The 18,189-nt window shown below is 47.6% G+C and carries 18 protein-coding genes; 2 read left to right on the top strand and 16 right to left on the bottom strand.

Going from position 1 to position 18,189, the window contains the following annotated elements; genetic code table 11:
• Positions 1 to 14: 14 nt before the first annotated feature.
• Complete coding sequence (locus tag AC27IJ_RS22360) at positions 15 to 1,547, bottom strand: C40 family peptidase (RefSeq protein ID WP_313256732.1); 1,533 nt, start codon at positions 1,545 to 1,547, stop codon at positions 15 to 17.
• Positions 1,548 to 1,813: 266 nt separating this feature from the next.
• On the opposite strand from AC27IJ_RS22360, the gene AC27IJ_RS22355 reads away from it, so the two are divergent.
• Entirely contained in the window at positions 1,814 to 2,620 is an 807-nt protein-coding gene (locus AC27IJ_RS22355; protein ID WP_312440906.1) for a ZIP family metal transporter, read from the top strand.
• A 69-nt stretch (positions 2,621 to 2,689) separates the two neighbouring features.
• Here the strand turns inward: AC27IJ_RS22355 and atpC are convergent, their stop codons facing one another.
• The 8 genes from atpC to AC27IJ_RS22315 all read right to left on the bottom strand — a co-directional run bounded on the left by atpC (position 2,690) and on the right by AC27IJ_RS22315 (position 8,977).
• Positions 2,690 to 3,106: an ATP synthase F1 subunit epsilon gene (gene atpC / locus AC27IJ_RS22350; RefSeq protein ID WP_312440905.1), complete on the bottom strand. Its 417-nt coding sequence runs from the start codon at positions 3,104 to 3,106 to the stop codon at positions 2,690 to 2,692.
• 16 nt (positions 3,107 to 3,122) lie between these two features.
• On the bottom strand, positions 3,123 to 4,517 hold the full coding sequence (atpD, locus tag AC27IJ_RS22345; protein ID WP_312440904.1) for a F0F1 ATP synthase subunit beta: 1,395 nt from the start codon (positions 4,515 to 4,517) through the stop codon (positions 3,123 to 3,125).
• A gap of 63 nt (positions 4,518 to 4,580) precedes the next feature.
• Positions 4,581 to 5,477, bottom strand: a complete 897-nt coding sequence (gene atpG / locus AC27IJ_RS22340; RefSeq protein ID WP_487150866.1) for an ATP synthase F1 subunit gamma — start codon at positions 5,475 to 5,477, stop codon at positions 4,581 to 4,583.
• Positions 5,478 to 5,480: 3 nt separating this feature from the next.
• The gene (atpA, locus tag AC27IJ_RS22335; protein WP_312502420.1) at positions 5,481 to 6,989 is read right to left on the bottom strand and encodes a F0F1 ATP synthase subunit alpha; all 1,509 of its coding nucleotides are present in this window, start codon (positions 6,987 to 6,989) and stop codon (positions 5,481 to 5,483) included.
• A 5-nt stretch (positions 6,990 to 6,994) separates the two neighbouring features.
• Positions 6,995 to 7,498, bottom strand: a complete 504-nt coding sequence (gene atpH / locus AC27IJ_RS22330) for an ATP synthase F1 subunit delta (protein WP_312440901.1) — start codon at positions 7,496 to 7,498, stop codon at positions 6,995 to 6,997.
• Positions 7,479 to 7,979 (bottom strand): F0F1 ATP synthase subunit B, encoded by a 501-nt coding sequence (atpF, locus tag AC27IJ_RS22325; protein ID WP_312440900.1) that lies wholly within the window; start codon positions 7,977 to 7,979, stop codon positions 7,479 to 7,481. The genes atpH and atpF overlap by 20 nt, the downstream gene beginning before the upstream one ends.
• A 54-nt stretch (positions 7,980 to 8,033) precedes the next feature.
• Positions 8,034 to 8,252 carry an ATP synthase F0 subunit C gene (atpE, locus tag AC27IJ_RS22320; protein WP_025230540.1) on the bottom strand — a complete coding sequence of 73 codons (219 nt, stop codon included), beginning with the start codon at positions 8,250 to 8,252 and terminating at the stop codon, positions 8,034 to 8,036.
• A gap of 29 nt (positions 8,253 to 8,281) precedes the next feature.
• The gene (locus AC27IJ_RS22315) at positions 8,282 to 8,977 is read right to left on the bottom strand and encodes a F0F1 ATP synthase subunit A (RefSeq protein WP_312440899.1); all 696 of its coding nucleotides are present in this window, start codon (positions 8,975 to 8,977) and stop codon (positions 8,282 to 8,284) included.
• 556 nt (positions 8,978 to 9,533) lie between these two features.
• Here AC27IJ_RS22315 and AC27IJ_RS22310 point away from each other — a divergent pair.
• Positions 9,534 to 10,343, top strand: coding sequence for a lysophospholipase (locus AC27IJ_RS22310; RefSeq protein ID WP_487150862.1), 810 nt, complete (start codon positions 9,534 to 9,536; stop codon positions 10,341 to 10,343).
• Positions 10,344 to 10,444: 101 nt separating this feature from the next.
• Here the strand turns inward: AC27IJ_RS22310 and AC27IJ_RS22305 are convergent, their stop codons facing one another.
• From AC27IJ_RS22305 to AC27IJ_RS22275, 7 genes are all read right to left on the bottom strand, one after another.
• Positions 10,445 to 12,463, bottom strand: coding sequence for an alginate lyase family protein (locus AC27IJ_RS22305; RefSeq protein WP_487150860.1), 2,019 nt, complete (start codon positions 12,461 to 12,463; stop codon positions 10,445 to 10,447).
• A 369-nt stretch (positions 12,464 to 12,832) separates the two neighbouring features.
• A complete protein-coding gene (locus AC27IJ_RS22300; RefSeq protein ID WP_312440896.1) occupies positions 12,833 to 13,846 on the bottom strand; it encodes an SIS domain-containing protein in 1,014 nt (337 codons plus the stop codon).
• A gap of 15 nt (positions 13,847 to 13,861) precedes the next feature.
• Positions 13,862 to 14,590, bottom strand: coding sequence for a GntR family transcriptional regulator (locus tag AC27IJ_RS22295; protein WP_312440895.1), 729 nt, complete (start codon positions 14,588 to 14,590; stop codon positions 13,862 to 13,864).
• 59 nt (positions 14,591 to 14,649) lie between these two features.
• Entirely contained in the window at positions 14,650 to 15,435 is a 786-nt protein-coding gene (gene frlD, locus AC27IJ_RS22290; RefSeq protein WP_487150857.1) for a fructoselysine 6-kinase, read from the bottom strand.
• 30 nt (positions 15,436 to 15,465) lie between these two features.
• The gene (locus tag AC27IJ_RS22285; RefSeq protein ID WP_312440893.1) at positions 15,466 to 16,188 is read right to left on the bottom strand and encodes a GntR family transcriptional regulator; all 723 of its coding nucleotides are present in this window, start codon (positions 16,186 to 16,188) and stop codon (positions 15,466 to 15,468) included.
• A gap of 108 nt (positions 16,189 to 16,296) precedes the next feature.
• Positions 16,297 to 17,658, bottom strand: a complete 1,362-nt coding sequence (locus AC27IJ_RS22280; protein ID WP_312440892.1) for an amino acid permease — start codon at positions 17,656 to 17,658, stop codon at positions 16,297 to 16,299.
• A 95-nt stretch (positions 17,659 to 17,753) separates the two neighbouring features.
• Positions 17,754 to 18,182 (bottom strand): secondary thiamine-phosphate synthase enzyme YjbQ, encoded by a 429-nt coding sequence (locus AC27IJ_RS22275; RefSeq protein ID WP_312440891.1) that lies wholly within the window; start codon positions 18,180 to 18,182, stop codon positions 17,754 to 17,756.
• Between the last annotated feature and the right edge of the window lie 7 nt (positions 18,183 to 18,189).

Genomic DNA, 18,189 nt, shown 5'->3' with positions numbered 1-18,189 from the left:
ATTCTGAACCATTCCTATCCAAATATACGCCAGCCGCAGATAAAGTTGTTCTTCCACCAGGAGCTTAAAGAACGTTCTACTACACGTCCGTTACTGGAAGAAGCATCGATGACACTTCCGCCTCCGGCTACGATTCCCACGTGGCCGCTTACTACAATGATATCGCCTGCCTTCAGGTTTCCAAAGCTGGTGATCTTCGTATATTTTCCTACATTTCTCCAACCGGAAGAGGTTAGATAGCTCTGTCTGACGCCGGCCTGGTTGAGAGACCAGTAAACAAATCCTGAGCAGTCGAAGGACTCCGACCCCTTGGCTCCCCAAACATAGGGGCGGCCCAGCTTGGATCTGGCAATGGAAAGCAGACCGCTTACCCCAGAACCTCCCTTAACGGTACTGCCCTTGGAGGAACCGCCTGATGATCCGGAAGAGCCTGCGGATTTTATGCCGCTTCCTGTAAGCTTACTCATGGTAAGCTGTCCCACTGAACCATCCGCTTTCAGTCCATTGTTGTTCTGGAATGCCTTAACCGCCGTTTCCGTCAACTCACCGTAATATCCTGTCACATTGGCGGAAGCCAGGTACCCGTATTTTTGTAACAGCTGCTGGATCCTGGTAACTGATTCTCCCTGCTCGCCAAGGGTCAAACCATTTGGCTGCGCCTCTGCACTCATTAAAGTGATCCGGGTAGAAGGTCCTAAATACCCATCCACAACTAAGTCATTCCGGGACTGGAACTGCTTCACCGCTATCACCGTATCATTTCCATAAGCTCCATCCGGAGTAGTTGTTAAATACCCCAGCTCCTTTAGACGCTGCTGGCTGGTTAATACCACATCACTTTTTTCTCCATAAGCCAGGAAGTTGGGCCTGATCTCCTCACTGTAGAGCAGATTTATAGTCTGACGTCCTACTTTTCCGTCTATGTTTAGGCCGTTTACCTCCTGAAGCTTCATGACCGCAGCTTCCGTTTCATCCCCAAAAGAGCCAGATACCTGGCTCGCATTGGCAAGGTACCCTAATTCATAAAGGCGGTTCTGGATCCGTGATATATCTTCACCCTCCACACCTTTTGACACGGCGTAATATTTAGCGTCCGGCGACATGATGGCAGTCAGCGTCTCAGGCCCTACAATTCCATCCTGAGCCAGGCTGTTCTGACGCTGGAAGGTCTTAACAGCCGCCTCAGTCACGTTTCCAAAGTACTGGGTGGGCTCGTCGTTATCCATAAAGCCCAAATTCATCAGACGCTCCTGAAGGCTGGCCACCACCGGATGCTCCACCCCGTTCCGCAAATAATCAGGGATAGGACTTTCCTTTTGTTCCGGTACCTTAAGAAGCCTTGGCATCAGAACGCCCCCAGGGGTAAGCGCATCAATAGGCTGCAGTTCTTCTTTTACTTCTGACGATATGGCAATGGATGGCGTGGCATCCTTTCCAAGTCCCGTGGCTGTTTCTGTTTTATTGCATCCTGCTAACAAAGAAGCCGCTGTTGCTGCCAGAAACAAAGAATAGGCAGTACGCCTTTTCCATCTTATTTTTATATTCATAAACCAGATTCCTTTCCTATTCGTTGCCCATGCTCTTTGGGTATAAAACGATACCCGAAGGGTGTTTTCTATTTGTTTCCCATGCTCTTTTGCGTAAAGAATACCCGAAGGGTATTTATATGTAAAATCAGGTCTATTTTAGCATAAATCTGTCGGAAATGGAAAGGGAATTTATCTCATTGCGTCCAAACAGAGGTTATGATATAGTTAAAGCAGTGAAAATACAGTCAGAACCGCTGACTTTAAACAGTAAAGGAGGGCCTATTATGACACCTGTTTTGTGGGCTGCCGGCGGCACCGGGTTTACATTTCTTATGACTACTCTGGGGGCTTCGGTCGTATTCTTTTTCCGGAAGGATGTAAACCAGTCTGTCCAGAGAATCTTCCTCGGCTTTGCTGCCGGTGTAATGATTGCGGCTTCCGTATGGTCGCTTCTCATTCCGGCCATCGAAGAAGCCGAAGCAAGCGGGACTCCGGGCTGGATACCCGCTGCCGGAGGATTTGTCCTGGGAGTACTATTTCTTATATTGTTGGATACCCTTCTTCCTCACCTTCATCCCGACATGAATGGCCGCGGAGCCAATGAGGCGGAAGGACTCTCTTCCACCTGGAAACGGACTACCCTGTTAGTTATGGCTGTAACGCTCCATAACATTCCGGAAGGTATGGCCGTTGGACTGGCTTTTGCCCTGGCTGCCCAGCACGGAAGCGATCCGTCTCTTTATACCGCTGCCATGGCCCTTGCTATCGGCATCGGCATTCAGAACTTCCCGGAAGGCGCTGCCATTTCCCTGCCCTTAAGGCAGGAAGGTCTTTCTACCGGAAAAGCATTTTTACGTGGCAGCATGTCCGGGATCGTCGAGCCTATATTCGGGATCCTTACCGTAATCGTGGCAGGCAGCATCCAACCGCTCATGCCATGGCTTCTGTCCTTTGCGGCCGGCGCCATGATGTACGTAGTGGTGGAAGAGCTGATTCCTGAGGCTCATTTAGGAGAACATTCCAATGTGGGAACTCTTGGCGTTATGTTCGGATTTTTGATTATGATGATTTTAGACGTGGCATTGGGTTAAGAAAAAAGGATATCCGGAGGCAGATTTCTTCCCCCGGATATCCTTCTTTTTTTCTATCATCATTTCCTGTCAAAGCTCATGTTTGTGTTTTGTACGCAGCCTGACCAGAGATCTGGCTAAAGAAGCCTCAAAATGAGAATGCTCCTGAAGGCTTTTACTCTGTCTTAACTGCTCGGCTGCTCTTTCCCTGGCTTCCTCTGCTCGTCGCTCGTCGATATCCTCCGGATGCTCGGCAGTGTCAACAAGAAGTGTCACACGGTTGTTGACGATCTGGATGAAGCCATTTCCAACAGCAGCATGAACCCATTGGCCATTTTCATCCAACAGACGCATTTCCCCTATGGATACCGCTATGACCATGTCCTCATGATGGGGAAGAATTGCCTTCTCTCCGTCTGTAAGAGGAATGATAAGCGTCTGGCAAGCACCTCTGTAAAACACCTTATCACTGGCAAGAACCTGAAGGAAAAATGTTTTTTTACTCACAGGCAGCACCTCCAAGCTAAGCCTCTAATGTCCTGGCCTTTTCAATTACCTCATCAATGGTTCCCACATTAAAGAATGCAGTTTCCGGATACTGATCCATATCTCCGCTTACAATTGCCTTAAAGCCCCGGACTGTTTCCTTAAGGGGAACGTATTTACCTGCAACACCGGTAAAGTTTTCAGCTACCGAGAATGGCTGGGATAAGAATTTCTGGATCTTTCTTGCACGGTAAACCGTAGTCTTATCGTCATCTCCCAGCTCTTCCATACCTAAGATAGCGATAATATCCTGAAGCTCTTTATATTTCTGAAGTAATTCCTGTACCTTACGGGCTACCTCATAATGCTCTTCCCCTACCACATCTGGTTCCAGGATCCGGGAATTTGACGCAAGAGGATCAACCGCCGGATAAATACCCTGTTCTACGATCTTTCTGGATAAAACAGTGGTGGCATCCAAGTGGGCAAAGGTAGTTGCAGGAGCCGGATCCGTCAAGTCATCAGCCGGTACATAAACCGCCTGTACAGAAGTAACGGAACCATTTTTCGTGGAAGTGATTCTCTCCTGAAGCTCGCCCATTTCCGTAGCCAGGGTAGGCTGGTAACCTACCGCAGAGGGCATACGTCCAAGAAGTGCGGAAACCTCAGAACCCGCCTGGGTGAATCGGAAAATATTATCAATAAATAAAAGTACATTCTTATGCTCTTCGTCACGGAAATATTCCGCCATGGTAAGTCCTGTTTCAGCCACACGCATACGTGCACCCGGCGGCTCATTCATCTGACCGAATACCAGGGCAGTTTTTGATATAACGCCGGACTCTCCCATTTCGGTCCAAAGGTCATTTCCCTCACGGGAACGCTCTCCAACACCGGTAAAAATAGAATATCCGCCATGCTCCGTGGCAATGTTATGGATCAGCTCCTGGATCAGAACCGTCTTACCAACACCGGCGCCGCCGAACAGACCGATCTTTCCGCCTTTTGCATAGGGAGCCAGAAGATCAATGACTTTGATTCCCGTTTCCAGAATCTCTGCCACAGGGCTTTGCTCCTCAAAGGCCGGCGGATCTCTGTGAATGACCCACTCCGGACCGCCATCTAAGGTACCGCCGTTATCAATGGTCTCTCCAAGCACGTTAAAAAGGCGTCCCAAAGTCTGCTCGCCTACCGGAACCTTAATACCTTCTCCAGTAGCGGTTACCTCCATGCCTTTATACAGCCCTTCGCTGGAAGCCAGCATGATGCAGCGGACTGTGCTGTTTCCCATATGCTGTGCGACTTCCATTACGCAGCGTTTCCCTTCATTATTCACCTCAAGGGCGTCCTTAATGCGGGGAAGGTCACTGCTCTCAAAAAACTCAACATCTACTACAGGTCCAAGGACCTGAACGATCTTTCCTATATTCATATTCTGTTACTCACAGTCGTGAGGACTCCTCCTCTCTAAAGTTAACCGAAACATCCGATGATACTATGCTTTCTTCCTTTTTTTCTTTTGGGCCTTTGCACCGCTGATTACCTCGGTGATTTCCTGGGTAATGGCCGCCTGGCGGACTCTGTTATAGGTAATCGCCAGTTCGTCAAGCATCTCCTGAGCACTCTTTGTTGCGGCCTGCATCGCCATCATCCTGGAATTCTGCTCGCTGGAATAAGATTCCACCAAACCTCCGTAGATAAAGCCTGCAATGTAATTGGGCACGATGGCATCGATCACTGCCTGTGGAGATGGCTTCATGGTGATCTCTTCCAAATGCACATTAATTGGTACGCTCTGGCTTAACCGGTGCTTAGGAATGGGAAGAAGCTGTTCGATCTCAGCCTCCATTTTCATGGCATTCACCATTCTGGTGTAGATCATATATACCTCATCCAGCTTTCCTGACAGGAAGTAATCCACGATCTTTTCCTCAATGATTCTGGCCCGGCTCATATTTGGCTTTTGAACGGTATACCGGAAATCCTGTTCCACCGATATTCCCTTTTTCGTAAAATACTGCTGCCCAAGATCACCTACTACGAACAACATGGGATTTCCGCCCTTGTCAATCTGCTCCTGAGCCAGTTTAAAAATGTTATGATTATAAGAACCAGCCAGCCCCTTGTCAGCCGTTACCACAATGTATCCGATCTTACGGTCTTCTTTCTTAATATGCGGCCTGGTATCCAGATACGGGTCGTCAATTTCGGGCGTATGCCTTATGATTCTGTCAATGGTCCTTTGCAGCGCATAAAAGTAAGGCTCCGTATCAGTCAGGGCTTTCCTTGCCCTTTTCAGCTTTGACGAGGAAATGGTATACATCGCATTGGTTATCTTCATGGTACTTTTGATGCTGTTCATCCTGCTTTGTATCTCTCTCGCATTTGCCATATCCTACACCCGTTTCTGTTTAAATTCGGCTGTCACATCAATAATCTTCTGCTTCAGCTCGTCAGACAGCGCCCTGCTCTCTTCAATTTCCTTTCCGATTTCCGGATAGCGCTCATCAAAGAATGCCAGCAATTCTCTCTGAAATTCTTTTATCTTTGTAACTTCCACATCCAAAAGCAGACGGTTATTAGCTACAATCAGGCTGATCACCTGGGCATGAAGGCTCAAAGGATGGCATAAAGGCTGTTTTAACAGCTCCGTAAGCCCCTTACCATATTGGATCTGCTCCTTGGTAGCCGGATCCAGATCCGAGCTGAACTGGGTAAACACCTCCATCTCCCGGCACTGTGCCAGGTCGATACGGATGCTTCCCGCAGCCTTTTTCATAGCCTTGGCCTGAGCCGCTCCACCTACTCGGGATACGGAAAGGCCTACGTTGACTGCCGGTCTCATACCGGAGAAGAAGAGGTCACTTTCTAAGAATATCTGACCGTCTGTAATGGAAATGACATTGGTCGGAATGTAAGCCGATACATCACCGGCCTGGGTTTCGATGATGGGCAGTGCGGTAATGGAACCGCCTCCTGCTTCCTCATTCAACCGGCTGGAACGCTCCAAAAGCCTGGAGTGAAGATAAAATACGTCGCCTGGGTAAGCCTCACGACCAGGAGAACGCTCCAAAAGCAGAGACAGGGAACGATATGCCACCGCATGCTTTGACAGATCATCATAAACGATCAGCACATCTTTTCCCTGGTACATAAAATACTCTGCAAGAGAAGTACCGGAATAAGGTGCGATATACTGTAAGGGTGCCGGTTCGCTGGCCGAAGAAGATACCACAATGGTATATTCCATAGCGCCGTAATGTGACAGGGTATTCACCAGCTTTGCAACGGTAGATGCTTTCTGTCCAACCGCTACATAAACGCAGATCACGCCTTTTCCCTTCTGGTTTAAGATAGCATCAATGGCGATGGAAGTCTTACCGGTCTGACGGTCGCCGATGATCAGCTCTCTTTGTCCCCGTCCGATGGGGAACATGGAGTCAATGGCAAGAATACCTGTTTCCATTGGAACAGACACGCTCTTACGGTCAATAATGCCTGGTGCTTCATGTTCAATGGGACGGTAATCGTCAGAGATGATCTCTCCCTTCCCGTCAATGGGAGCACCAAGAGCATTGACCACTCTTCCCACAAACTTCTCGCCTACCGGAATTCCGGCACGCTTTTTCGTTCTTGTTACCTTGGAACCTTCCCTAACGTCCCGGTCGGAACCGAACAGGATGCATCCGATATCTTCTTTTCTGATGTCCTGTACCATTCCCTTGATTCCACTATCAAAAATAACGATTTCGCCGTACATCGCACGGTCAATTCCATAAACCGTTGCAATGCCGTCGCCGACGCTTATAACAGTTCCAACTTCCTGGTCCCTGGCATGAGCGTCATAATCTTCAATCTCACTTCTCAATATAGAAATTATTTCATCTGAATTGATGGAAGCCACGTTTTTCACCTCCGCATTATTTTTTGTTCCAATTCTCTAAGGCGTCCCTTTAAGCTCCAGTCAGTCTCCACATCTCCTACGCGGATGACGAATCCACCGATCAAACCGGGGTCCTGAGTCAGGCGAAGCCTTACATCACGTTTTTCATATTTTTTACACAGCATTGCTTTGATCTCACGAAGCTGTTCTTCCTCCGGTTCTGTCACGTAGAAAAGGGAAGCCTCCAGGATTCCTTCCTGTCTGCAAACACAGGCACGCCATGCATTAAAAATATCATCTGCAAGATCTACATCCCGGCGATCTACCAAAACCTTTAAAAAGGTTCTGATCTCAGCAGGAAATACGCGGTCAATAATCCGGTGCTTGCTGCTCCTTGCAACCACAGGGCTGTTAAGAGCGCGCTTAAGCTCCGGCACAGTCTTTAGTGCCAGAGCCGTTTCCTCAATGGCTGTTTCTGGAACAGAGAGCTCATAAAGCACCTGCCCGTAATTAATTGCTGCCTGCATCATGAAAATCACCTGCTTCTGCTATAAATGAATCGTAAAGCGCCTGATTTGCCCTGGCGCTCACCTCCTGATTAACCACCTTGGCCGCTGCTGCGATAACTATGCCCGCAAGCTGCGCCTTGGCCTCACGCAAAGCCTTTTCCTGATCAGCCTCAGCTTGTTTCCTGGCTTCGACCATCAGACGGCCTGCATCTTCCTCCGCATCCTTTAAGATCCGGTCATACTGGGCCTTTGCCTGGTTTCTCGCTTCTTCAATAAGCTTTGATCCCTCATCCGAGGAGGCAGCCAGCTTTTCTTCATACTGCTTTTTAAGATCCGCTGCTAAAACCTCCTTATTCCTGGCATCTGAAATACTCTGCTCAATCATTCCCCGCCGCTTATTCATCACATTCATAACCGGCCCTATGAGGAAATGCCTAAGCAAAAGATACAGGACGATGAGATTCACGATAGTCCATACAAAGTTCATATCCAGTCTAAGCATCTGTACCGCCTGCCTTTCTTTTCAATTTTTCCATTTTAATCCTGACCTTGTTAATTATTTAAGGAATAAAATGATGAGAAGGGCTATAACGAAACCATAGATGGCAGTTGCCTCTGCAAGCGCACAGCCTAACAGCAGGGCCTTGCTGATCTTGCTTTCCGCCTCCGGCTGTCTTGCAATGGAATCCACTGCTTTAGAGGTTGCTATTCCAATACCGATTCCTGCTCCAATACCTGTGAATACTGCGATTCCTGCTCCAATTGCTATTAACATAATAATCTCTCCTTTTAATATACTATTGTTTACTCTACCGATTCCTTAATGAAAAGGGCAGTCAAAAATACAAATACATACGCCTGAATCAATCCGTCAAAAATATCAAAATAAAAACTGAACGGAATTGGTACAAGGAGTGCTGCAAACTGCTTAAGCAATTCCATAACTACAAATGACGCCAGGATATTACCAAAAAGCCGCATACACAAAGAAAGCGGTTTAATAAATAATTCCAGGATGTTAATAGGGGCTATGATAGGTGACGGCTCTGCAAAGCCTTTTATAAAACCTTTTACCCCTTTTTTGTGAAGGCCTGAATATTCTATCAGAAGTATGCTCATGACAGCAAGCGCTGCAGTGGTATTTAAATCCTTGGTAGGCGGCTTGAAACCTGCCAGACCAATCAAATTAGCCACTCCGAGATAAATACCCACTGATATGAGATAAGGAATATATCTCTTCCCTTCTTCCCCCACTAAGTCTTCAAAGAAATTGTAAATTCCGCCGATTGTCATTTCAAGCGCCAGCTGCTTCTTTCCAGGATTCTCAACCTTAAGATTTCTCACCAGAATGATGGAAAGGAGTGTCAGTGCAGCCATGATAATCCATGTCACCACTACTGATTCAGCAATGGGAATGCCTCCGAATATCGGAATGGTAAAAACCGTTTCGCAGTTCAGTTCCTCTAATAACTTCTCTGCCAAATCCTCCGTAATGCTCACTTCCTTTCTTAAACTGTCTTCCCCTTTATATATTATACCAGATTTACAGATTGTACTCTTAAATATACAATATTGCAGAGGTCTACCGTGTATCATACTTTCATCTGCGATAATTGTCAACTTTTTGCAAATTTCATAACATCTTATTAATGCAGTTAATTGTTTGAACATTTGAGACAATTTTTCGCCTGAAATTCTAAAATTATTATTAATTTTTTAACCCAAAATATGTTCTAATCCTAAAGATTTTAATTTATAGCGAATTTTTCTAGGTTTTATGTCTAAATTTTTTCTAATAATTTGTGTAATTTGACTATGTTTTTTTTGCATTTTTTCAATTCACCGTCATTAGTACCTAACACAATTATAATTAGATAAGAATAGCTAGGGAAAAAAGATATGCTCCCGGCCATTCTTTCCTGTAAAGCTATCAAATCCCACAAATAACCTGCGAATTTTTTTTCCTGCTTTTCATGGCTTTCTTCCTATTAAAATAGAAATAATTCTGGTATAATAAGGGAAATGTTAACACAAACGTTTCAAAGGAGGTATTTTTATGGGAGAAATGATTTCTTCATTTGACGGAACCAAGCTGTTTTTAAACAGGGAGGTTCCAGAGGGCGTCCGGGGGGCAGCTGTTATTGTGCATGGATTATGTGAGCATCAGGGAAGGTATGATTATGTTGCTGAGCTGTTTCACAAAGCCGGAATCGCAACCTACCGCTTTGATCATAGGGGACACGGACGTTCTGAGGGGGAGCGGACCCACTATGAAGACTTCCATGAGCTGCTTGACGATACCAATGTGGTGGTGGACATGGCAATCATGGAAAATCCGGATATCCCGGTGTTTTTAATCGGTCACAGCATGGGGGGCTTCACCGTTTCCTTATACGGCGCAAAATACCCGGACAAGAAGCTTCGCGGCATCATTACCAGCGGAGCATTGACAAAGGATAATATGGGGCTCATAAGCAGTGTTCCGAAAGGCCTGGATCCCCACACAAAGCTTCCCAACGAACTGGGGGCAGGCGTGTGCTCCGTAGCCGAGGTCGTTGAATGGTACGGCAAGGATCCCCATAATTCAAAAACTTTTACTACCGGCTTATGCTACGCCCTCTGCCAGGGAATTGCCTGGTTTGAAGAGGCAGTGGGAGCATTTAAGTACCCCATCCTCATGCTTCATGGAGAAAAGGATGGGTTGGTAAGCGTTCAGGACACCTATCAGTTTTTTGCATCTGCCCCGTCAAAAGATAAGCAGATGAAGATCTACGGAGGATTGTTCCACGAGATCTTTAATGAATACTGCAGGAATGAGGTCATCAATGATGTGATTCACTGGATTGAGGCGAGGATTTCCCTTTAAGAAACGTATACCATCATTTTTACATAGGCGATTGCAAAAAGCAGCGTTTTTCCTATTCGGATAAACGCTGCTTTTTCTTATATCTATCGCTTACAGGTTGTCTACCAGTGAAGTACCGTGCCACCAACCTTCTGCTTTTCTGTATCAAACACAATCACCGTTCCAAGTCCCCTCACTCCCCCTGCTGTAAGCAGGTCACAGGAATCCCCGATATCACGGTGTGCCAAAATAACCACATAGTTCTTTCCCTTCCAGCCAATAGATACTGCCTCCGCATCAGAAGGATCTAAGGGAACCGCTGGGTCCGCGCCGAATACGGGGAGAAGAGAAAGCTCCGGGGATTTGTATTCCTTCTTCTTCCCTCCTGAGACAACAGAAATGACGGAAGAAAAGCCGTCTGCTTCTTTACCGGCCAAAAGCTGCTTTCCAGTCTCCATCTGGTTATAATTTCTGGAAATCCGGCCATCTGACAACTTCATCTCACATCCTTCTGTCAGAACCGTCAGTTCACCGTCTGAACCGCTCCCATTATAGCGAACAGTGCGTCCGGAGCGGGAAACCTTTCCCTGGTTGTTAAAATGGAAAAGCTGCTGGTATGTGTGCTTTTCTCTGGAGAAGAACTCATCAGCGATCAGATAAAGGTCCGTATCAATTGCCAGCACTTTTCTGGTGATCCACACGTTTCCCTCTTCTCCGTTTAAATATCCACCGTGGCTTCCCTGGATATAGCGGTATCCGTCCTTTTTCTTATAGCCGCCAAAATACGCTGCGGACATCTTATCCACGCCCCATGCATCCCGGCACTTTAAATAGTCACGGCCGTCTACCAGGGGAACATTGTGGCCAAGGGCGCTTTTAAACCAGGTTCTTGCTTCACCGGGCACATAATGGTAACGCCCTGTATCCATGAGGATATCCTCCCCGTTGATCACAAGATCCACGTGCAGTTTATCAGAATGGCCATGGCCTCCCCCCAGGAATCCACAGCGGAAGTGGAAATAATCCGCGTTTTCATCCCAGCCGGACCGGACAAAAAGATTTCCGGTTCTTTCCATAACTCTGTCTAAGAAATCCGGTTCTTTTGCATCAAGTTTCCCGTAGCCCTCAATCCCTTCTTTTAAGAAGTCCCAGGCTCCGTCATAATCCATTTTGTCATAAGCACAGAATTTCAGTACCGGGTCTGCAAACAACCAGGCACTTTGAGCCAATAAATCCCTGAGATCGGTTTCATCACTGTCTCCCTGCATGGGCTGGCAATGGTTCGGCTTTTTCCATGCAATATTTGCATAGGCCATTTGCCGGACTTTTTCCGTCTTTTTCTTTGAAAGCTTAATGCCGTATCGCCTTGCCAGCCGCATCACTTCCAGATAACAGTGGAACACCTCATTATGATACATGGGGGATTGCTCCCAGTGTACTCCATCATCAGCGATCTGCACATCCATCTCTTCACTGAGGCGCGTAAGCGCCGCATCTAAGTATTCCTTTGTCCGGTCGCAGATAGGAAGTGCAAGCGCAATCTCCATTAGGCCACGGTTCTCAATGACTCCCCAGTTGCTCTTGATCTGGAAATGTTTGTAGGTTGTCATCAGGTATTCCGCGTGTACAGTGAGACAATCCATATATGCCTTTACAAGTCCGTCATCCACAGAAGGGCTGCCCTTAAAATAGCCCATGGCCTTTACCCAGGTTTCAGCCCGTATCCCGGCCTCAATGCTCCTCCATGTGGTTTGCTTGGTTTCTTCAGTCAGAGGGTTATTCTTTATCCAGGAATCCAAAAGCTCTGCAAAAGCCTTTGCATATTTTTCATCACCGGTTATGGCATATGCCTGTCCCAGGCATATGAAGAATTGGTGGCGGTTGAACTGAAAAATAAATTCCGGGTCATCTCCCGGCATGTAGTGCCAATCCACTTCCTGGTCAAAATGCACCGGTACATAGGTTCGTTCCATATCCCACCGCAGATCAAACAAAAATATATGCTCCACTGCATCATCTGCAATGCGGAGGATATGGCTCACTTCCTCCGGCCAGTTCCTTTGACAGTAATCTGTGACCCACGCCTTATCCTCGCAGGTAATATAATTGTTCCTGTTTTCAAAATACTGTTCCTTTGACATCTCGTTCCCCCTCTTCCGTAATAGATTATTTTGTTTGTTACTATTATTATAAAGGAAGAACCGTATAAATGAAATAAACGATTTTCAGATTCATATTCTTTTTTTAGATTTACAAATTATAGATTTGAAAAAAGGGTTCCTAAAACTCATATCCTGATACTACTTATGATGTACAGACTTTGAGCCTCACCTTCTATAAAAATACGCATTGATGAGGATTAAAAACCCTTTTCAATGCGTATTTGTAATTTTATAACAATCTTTTTCATGGAGTCCAGATAATATTCCAGGGAATAATGGACGTATTGAACGCTCATCACCCCGATTTGATCCATGGTAATCTTCGATATTTCCGTCTGCCTCCCGTTATTAATAGTCAAACTGGCGGTAGTAACGGCGGATCACCATGGGATGACGGAACTCCTCCTCCATATGGGCATCCACACGGTTGTTTACCGCATGCATCACCAGGTGTGAAACAGAGCCTCTGAATTCCCGGCTGATTCCCTTTAGTTCATAATCCTTCGTATCTATGACAGTGTAGTTCTTGCAGACCTTGGGCAGGAAACCTTTCACGCGCTCTGCCAGGGGACGCTGCTCGTCCTCTCCGATGAACAAAGTGACAGGAGTCTCCGCGTCTATAACTTCCAGCATACCATGGAAAAATTCAGCGCTGGTAATGGATTTGGTGCGGATCCACAGCTGCTCCTCCCAGTAGCACATCGCATAGGAGTAAGTGGCTCCCCACTGGTTACCGCCGCCCACAAAATAGTGGGGCATATCCGGGCGTGCCTTGAAATACTCATATTTATCTCTGGCGAATCCGGCCGCCCACTGGTCTGCTTCCTTCTCAACCTCCACCAGGGCCCGGGCCAGATGGGCCTCCATCTCTGCGTTGTACTGGTCGTACTCAGGGAACTCCCCGTTGTTGAACATCAAACGGTTGGCTACCATATAGAACTTCAGCTGCTCATTCATAGGGTAGGAAATGCACCAGTCGCATAGCTTCACCATGGGGGCATCCGGCTTGTCAACGAAACCAAACACCTTGGCACCGGCTTCCCGTACCTTCTCAATGGCCTTTACCATCTCCTCGGTGCTTCCCGTCACAGATGAGAAGATTACGATGGATTCCTTGGTGAAACGCTTGTTGCCGGTGGTAATGAACTCCGCGCCGTTCTCCACATATATCGGAATGGAACTTCTTCCCCTCATATAGACCTCCGCCTGCATGCCGGAAGCCCAGGTTCCACCGATTCCGATGAAATAAATTCCGTCAAAACCTCTCTGCTGGATTTCGTCCACAACTTTCTCAATCTCCGGCCGCAGCGCCAGAACGCCATTTACACTGTCAATCTGCTTCTGTTCGTCAAATTTTAACATAATTGCTCCTTCCTTCTACTTATGGAAATGCACATTGAAGTTGCACTTGTCTCCACGGGTATAAGATTTCGAATATTCTATTACACGGTCATCCTCGTCATAGGTGGTGCAGGAGAACAGGAATACCGTCTGGTCTTTGTTTATATTAATCAGCCTGGCATCGGACTGGGTCAGCTGAACCAGATCCAGGGTCTGCCATGCCCTCATAGGGTTAATCCCATAGAATTTATAGATTTCAAACATGCTGAACACTGTCAGGTCGATCCCTTCCATCTTGGGTACCAGATTATAGGGAATATAGATTTCCTGAATGGCAATAGGGTCTTCATCTGCATAGTCCAGACGCTTGATATAATACAGCATATCTTCTTCGTTGATTCCAAAGATTGCCGCGTATTTCTCTCCGGCCTTCCGCTGGCCTTTCAGCAGGATCTTGCGCTTATTCTGCACATGCTTTTCATCCATGGTCTGGGTAAATCCTCCCAGCACCTCTAGGTCCCTCTCGATCTGGGCCACAACGTACACGCCCTTGCCCTGGATACGCTTTAACAGACCCTCATTCACCAGCGCGTCAATGGCGCTGCGGACGGTCAGACGGTTGATTCCGTAGGTACCTGCCAGAACATTTTCCGATGGGATGGCCGTACCTGGAGCATACTCACCATCCTCGATTTTAGAACGTACTACTTCCCGAAGCTGAAGATAAATAGGTGAATTGTAAGCTACCTCTGCTGTTTTAGCCAACTTTTTTCCTCCTCGTTATGAGCACTTAGCGGTCGTCCTTTTACCGCTTATGTGCGATATTACCAGGCGCCGTTGTACTCCAATGTCACACTGGAATTGGCAGCACCCAATCTCATGCACTCTTTCAATTCTCTGCCTTCCAGAATACCCTTTAAGAATCCTGCGATAAAGCTGTCCCCGGCACCCATGGTATCCACCACGTTACAGTGCACAATTCCAAATGTGGTAAACCCGGTTCCGTCATAGGCAACGCTGCCCTTTTCGCCCATTGTGGCGATCACCAGCCCAGGGCCTTTTTCCTTAAGCTCCTTCATGGTCTCCCTAAGTTCCCCGGTATCTCCATCGTCGGTGGCAAAAAACAGGTAATCCACAGAGGGAATCGCCGCGACAGCCGCCGGATCCCCCGGCCTTGTGGCTGCATCGAACGCAATCCTGATTCCTCGCGCCTTTAGCTGCGCCAGATCGTTGTGTATGTTCCCCCATAGTCCTGTCACGATCATATCATGTTCACAAATAAAATCCTTTTCCTCATCGGTCAGCTTGAAGCCGGCCAGCACGCCCTCCTCGTAATCTCCGAAAATGCGCTCACCGCCCATCAGCTCCACATGGGTGATGGCCGTGTTCCCCTCCATGAAACGGATATGGGATACATCCACACCTTTTTCTGCGATCTTCTCCTTCATCAGCGCACCGTACTTATCTGTGCCCACCACACCGGTATAGGAAGCCTGGCCTCCCAACCGCACAAAATATACAGCCACGTTTACAGGATTGCCGCCCGGGTAAGCGTTCCCGGTATTGTCATAGACATCCATACAGTTATCGCCAACTGCAGCAAGTTTCATATTTTATTCCTCCATTTGCCAGAAAGGAACTCACCTTCTCGTAAGCTCGCTTGCAAAGCAAACGTATTCTGATCGGGTGATCTCCTTAAAATATTCAAACACCACGTCCTGCTGGTCCATCGTCACACCTGACTGATAAATCACAGGAGCACCTTCTTCGATCTCCAGATAACCCGCTTCCTCCTCATCGCAGTAGGCGATGCTCAGCTTCTCCATACCGCCAGAAACCTCCACACCATACTGTTCCTTCAAAACAGCATAGAGAGAAACCTTGTCCAAATCGATCTGTTCCAGCCCGGCAAAACGCTGGGCGTCCAGATAGATGGTGGAAATCAGCACCGGTATCCCATCCATATAGCGCAGGCGCACAAGCCGCATCAGCTTGTGCCCCAGCGGCAGTTTCATTTTGCGTCCTATATTCTTGGGAGTCTCACAGAAATCCACGAGGAGCACCTTTGTATCGACCTCCCGCCCCGCAATCTGTGCTGTCTGGTAAAACCCATAGACATCCTGAAGGTTGCGGACCAATTTTTCCCTGGCCACATAGGTTCCCGAACCATTCTTGTTATAGATTTTGCCTTCCAGAATCAGCTGTTTGATCGCACTTCTGAGGGTGGACCGGTTAAAATCCCACATCTCGCACAAGCTCCGCTCGGAAGGAAGCTTTTCATCCGGTTTTAAATGATTTTTTATAATATAATTTTCAATTTTTTCCATTGCCTCATCACGGGGCTTTTGGCGATCTAAACTCATGGCAGACATTCCTTTTATTTTCATACTTAAAACACAAATATTGTTTCATTATCTTCAATCTTAGAACATCTGCCTCAAAGTGTCAATCTCTCTAGTTGGAGAAATCCGCTATTTCCTGGCTGCTGCCTTCTTATTCCGGCTCTCCCAGAAGTAATATACCGGAAGTCCTGTAGCCACGGCAATCAGTGCACAGGCAATACCTGCTATAGGTGCCCAGATAAAGGTTGACCAGATCAGGGTTCCTGTGATCAGCATAGCCACACCCACCATCAGAGGCCTTGCAGGCATCCTGTATGCAGGTTTGTAGTGTGCCTTGTTTCTCAGCACAATGATAGTGCCAAAGGTAAGGAAGTTCTTTAGCAGAGCTACCAGAGTGAAGTAACCAAGCAGGTCAGAAAGCGAGGTGGCGAAAATCAAGACAATCGCAACTGCACACTGAACCAGTATGGAGAAGTAAGGGGTCTCATACTTGGGATGAACCTTGCCAAAATCCTTGAAAAACAAGCCATCCTTTGCCATGGCGTACTCAATACGCGGCTGGAACATGATACAGCTGGACAGAGATCCGATTACCACGATCACTGCCATCACCGCCACGACGGTTCCCGCATATCCGCCGATAACCGGGATCTTGGAAGCCAGCAGTGCGATAGGAGCCTCGGAGGCAGCCAGCTCATCAACAGACAGCAGACCGGAAGCAATCAGGGTCAAGCCAACATACAGGGCAAGTACGATAAATGCAGTGAGGATCAGTCCTCTGGGCAGATTCTTCTTGGGTTCTTTGATCTCGCCGGACATATAACAAGCCGCCGCCATACCATCAAAGGACCAAGTTGTGGCGGAGATACCGGCCAGAAGAGCGGTAAAACCGGTTGCGGTCACTCCTGCCAGCGGCACGGAAGACAGGAATAAGTCTCCTTTAATGAAGAAGATACCGATGCCGACAATCAACACAAAGGGAATAACCTTCAAAGCAGTGATGATGGTCTGGAATTTACCGCCGCCTTCCACTGAGCGCAGATGCAACATCATGAAAATCAACACGAAACCAACCGCCACCAGGCGGAGAATCAAACCGTGCACCGGAATGAAGAACGCCAGGTAGTTAGCAATGGCCAGGGCCATGATGGAGATGGATGGCGGGTCGGTAGCCCAGAAGCTGATCCAGCCACAGAGGAATGCCAGAGGACGTGATCCCGCTTCCTTAAAGTAAACATACTGTCCGCCATCCTCAGGGAAGGCGCTGGCCAGCTCCGCATAGCAGAAGTTGGCCGGGATCTGCAACATTCCGCCAATCAGGAAAGACAGTACCAAAAACAGACTGCTTCCCGCGGCTCCCGCCACCTCACCCAGTGATGAGAAGATTCCGGATCCTACTGTTGTGCCGACTCCGAGAGCGATTACGGCGCCAAGACCAAGCTTCCGCTTTAATTCGTTGGCACTTTGTTCCGGTGTTTTAACGTTTGACATACTCTTTCTCCTTTTTATTTGTATTTTTTAATAAGCTCCCCATAACCGTATATGACTACACGTCCCCGCGGACGTGCATCTGTTGCTTGAAACCGTTACTCGCCCATCACCTGGATGAGTATCGTTCTCTGGGCCGGTCCGTCAAATTCACAAAAGTAAACCTCCTGAGCCCCGCCCTTTTGGATGCAGCCTCCGCTTACCAGCAGATGGCAGTGGTTTCCTGTGAGAAGTGATTTTAAGTGACCTGTGGGATTGCCGGCCGTAGAACCGTAGTCGCGGAGCATTCTGGCGTGGGCGTATGGCCAGTCCTCAGGGGCCATCCTGGCCAGGAACTCCGATATATCACTTTCCAGGCATTCCAGGGACTCATTCACCGTAATTCCGGTGGTTGTGTGTCTGCTGATTACGTTGACAATTCCGTTCTGAATTCCGCTTTCCTTCACGGCCTTTTCGATTTCACCGGTGATCCGGATCATCTGGTTGTATTCCGTTGTCAGGAGTGTAATTGAACTCGTGTTTACCAATGGTGTA

The sequence above is a fragment of the Lacrimispora sp. YZC11 genome (genome assembly GCF_057543815.1).
The sequence above is the reverse complement of the archived record's forward strand: the minus strand, read 5'-3'. Positions and strand labels throughout refer to the sequence as shown.

Excerpts from the sequence above, each read along its gene's own strand:
- frlD (WP_487150857.1), bottom strand. The coding sequence starts at position 15,435 with ATGAAACTTGCTGCAGTTGGCGATAACTGTATGGATGTCTATGACAAT.
- AC27IJ_RS22360 (WP_313256732.1), bottom strand. The coding sequence starts at position 1,547 with ATGAATATAAAAATAAGATGGAAAAGGCGTACTGCCTATTCTTTGTTT.
- AC27IJ_RS22310 (WP_487150862.1), top strand. The coding sequence starts at position 9,534 with ATGGGAGAAATGATTTCTTCATTTGACGGAACCAAGCTGTTTTTAAAC.
- atpF (WP_312440900.1), bottom strand. The coding sequence starts at position 7,979 with ATGCTTAGACTGGATATGAACTTTGTATGGACTATCGTGAATCTCATC.
- AC27IJ_RS22285 (WP_312440893.1), bottom strand. The coding sequence starts at position 16,188 with ATGAGTTTAGATCGCCAAAAGCCCCGTGATGAGGCAATGGAAAAAATT.
- AC27IJ_RS22300 (WP_312440896.1), bottom strand. The coding sequence starts at position 13,846 with ATGTTAAAATTTGACGAACAGAAGCAGATTGACAGTGTAAATGGCGTT.
- AC27IJ_RS22280 (WP_312440892.1), bottom strand. The coding sequence starts at position 17,658 with ATGTCAAACGTTAAAACACCGGAACAAAGTGCCAACGAATTAAAGCGG.
- atpG (WP_487150866.1), bottom strand. The coding sequence starts at position 5,477 with ATGGCAAATGCGAGAGAGATACAAAGCAGGATGAACAGCATCAAAAGT.
- atpH (WP_312440901.1), bottom strand. The coding sequence starts at position 7,498 with ATGATGCAGGCAGCAATTAATTACGGGCAGGTGCTTTATGAGCTCTCT.
- AC27IJ_RS22305 (WP_487150860.1), bottom strand. The coding sequence starts at position 12,463 with ATGTCAAAGGAACAGTATTTTGAAAACAGGAACAATTATATTACCTGC.
- atpD (WP_312440904.1), bottom strand. The coding sequence starts at position 4,517 with ATGAATATAGGAAAGATCGTTCAGGTCCTTGGACCTGTAGTAGATGTT.
- atpE (WP_025230540.1), bottom strand. The coding sequence starts at position 8,252 with ATGTTAATAGCAATTGGAGCAGGAATCGCAGTATTCACAGGTATTGGA.
- AC27IJ_RS22355 (WP_312440906.1), top strand. The coding sequence starts at position 1,814 with ATGACACCTGTTTTGTGGGCTGCCGGCGGCACCGGGTTTACATTTCTT.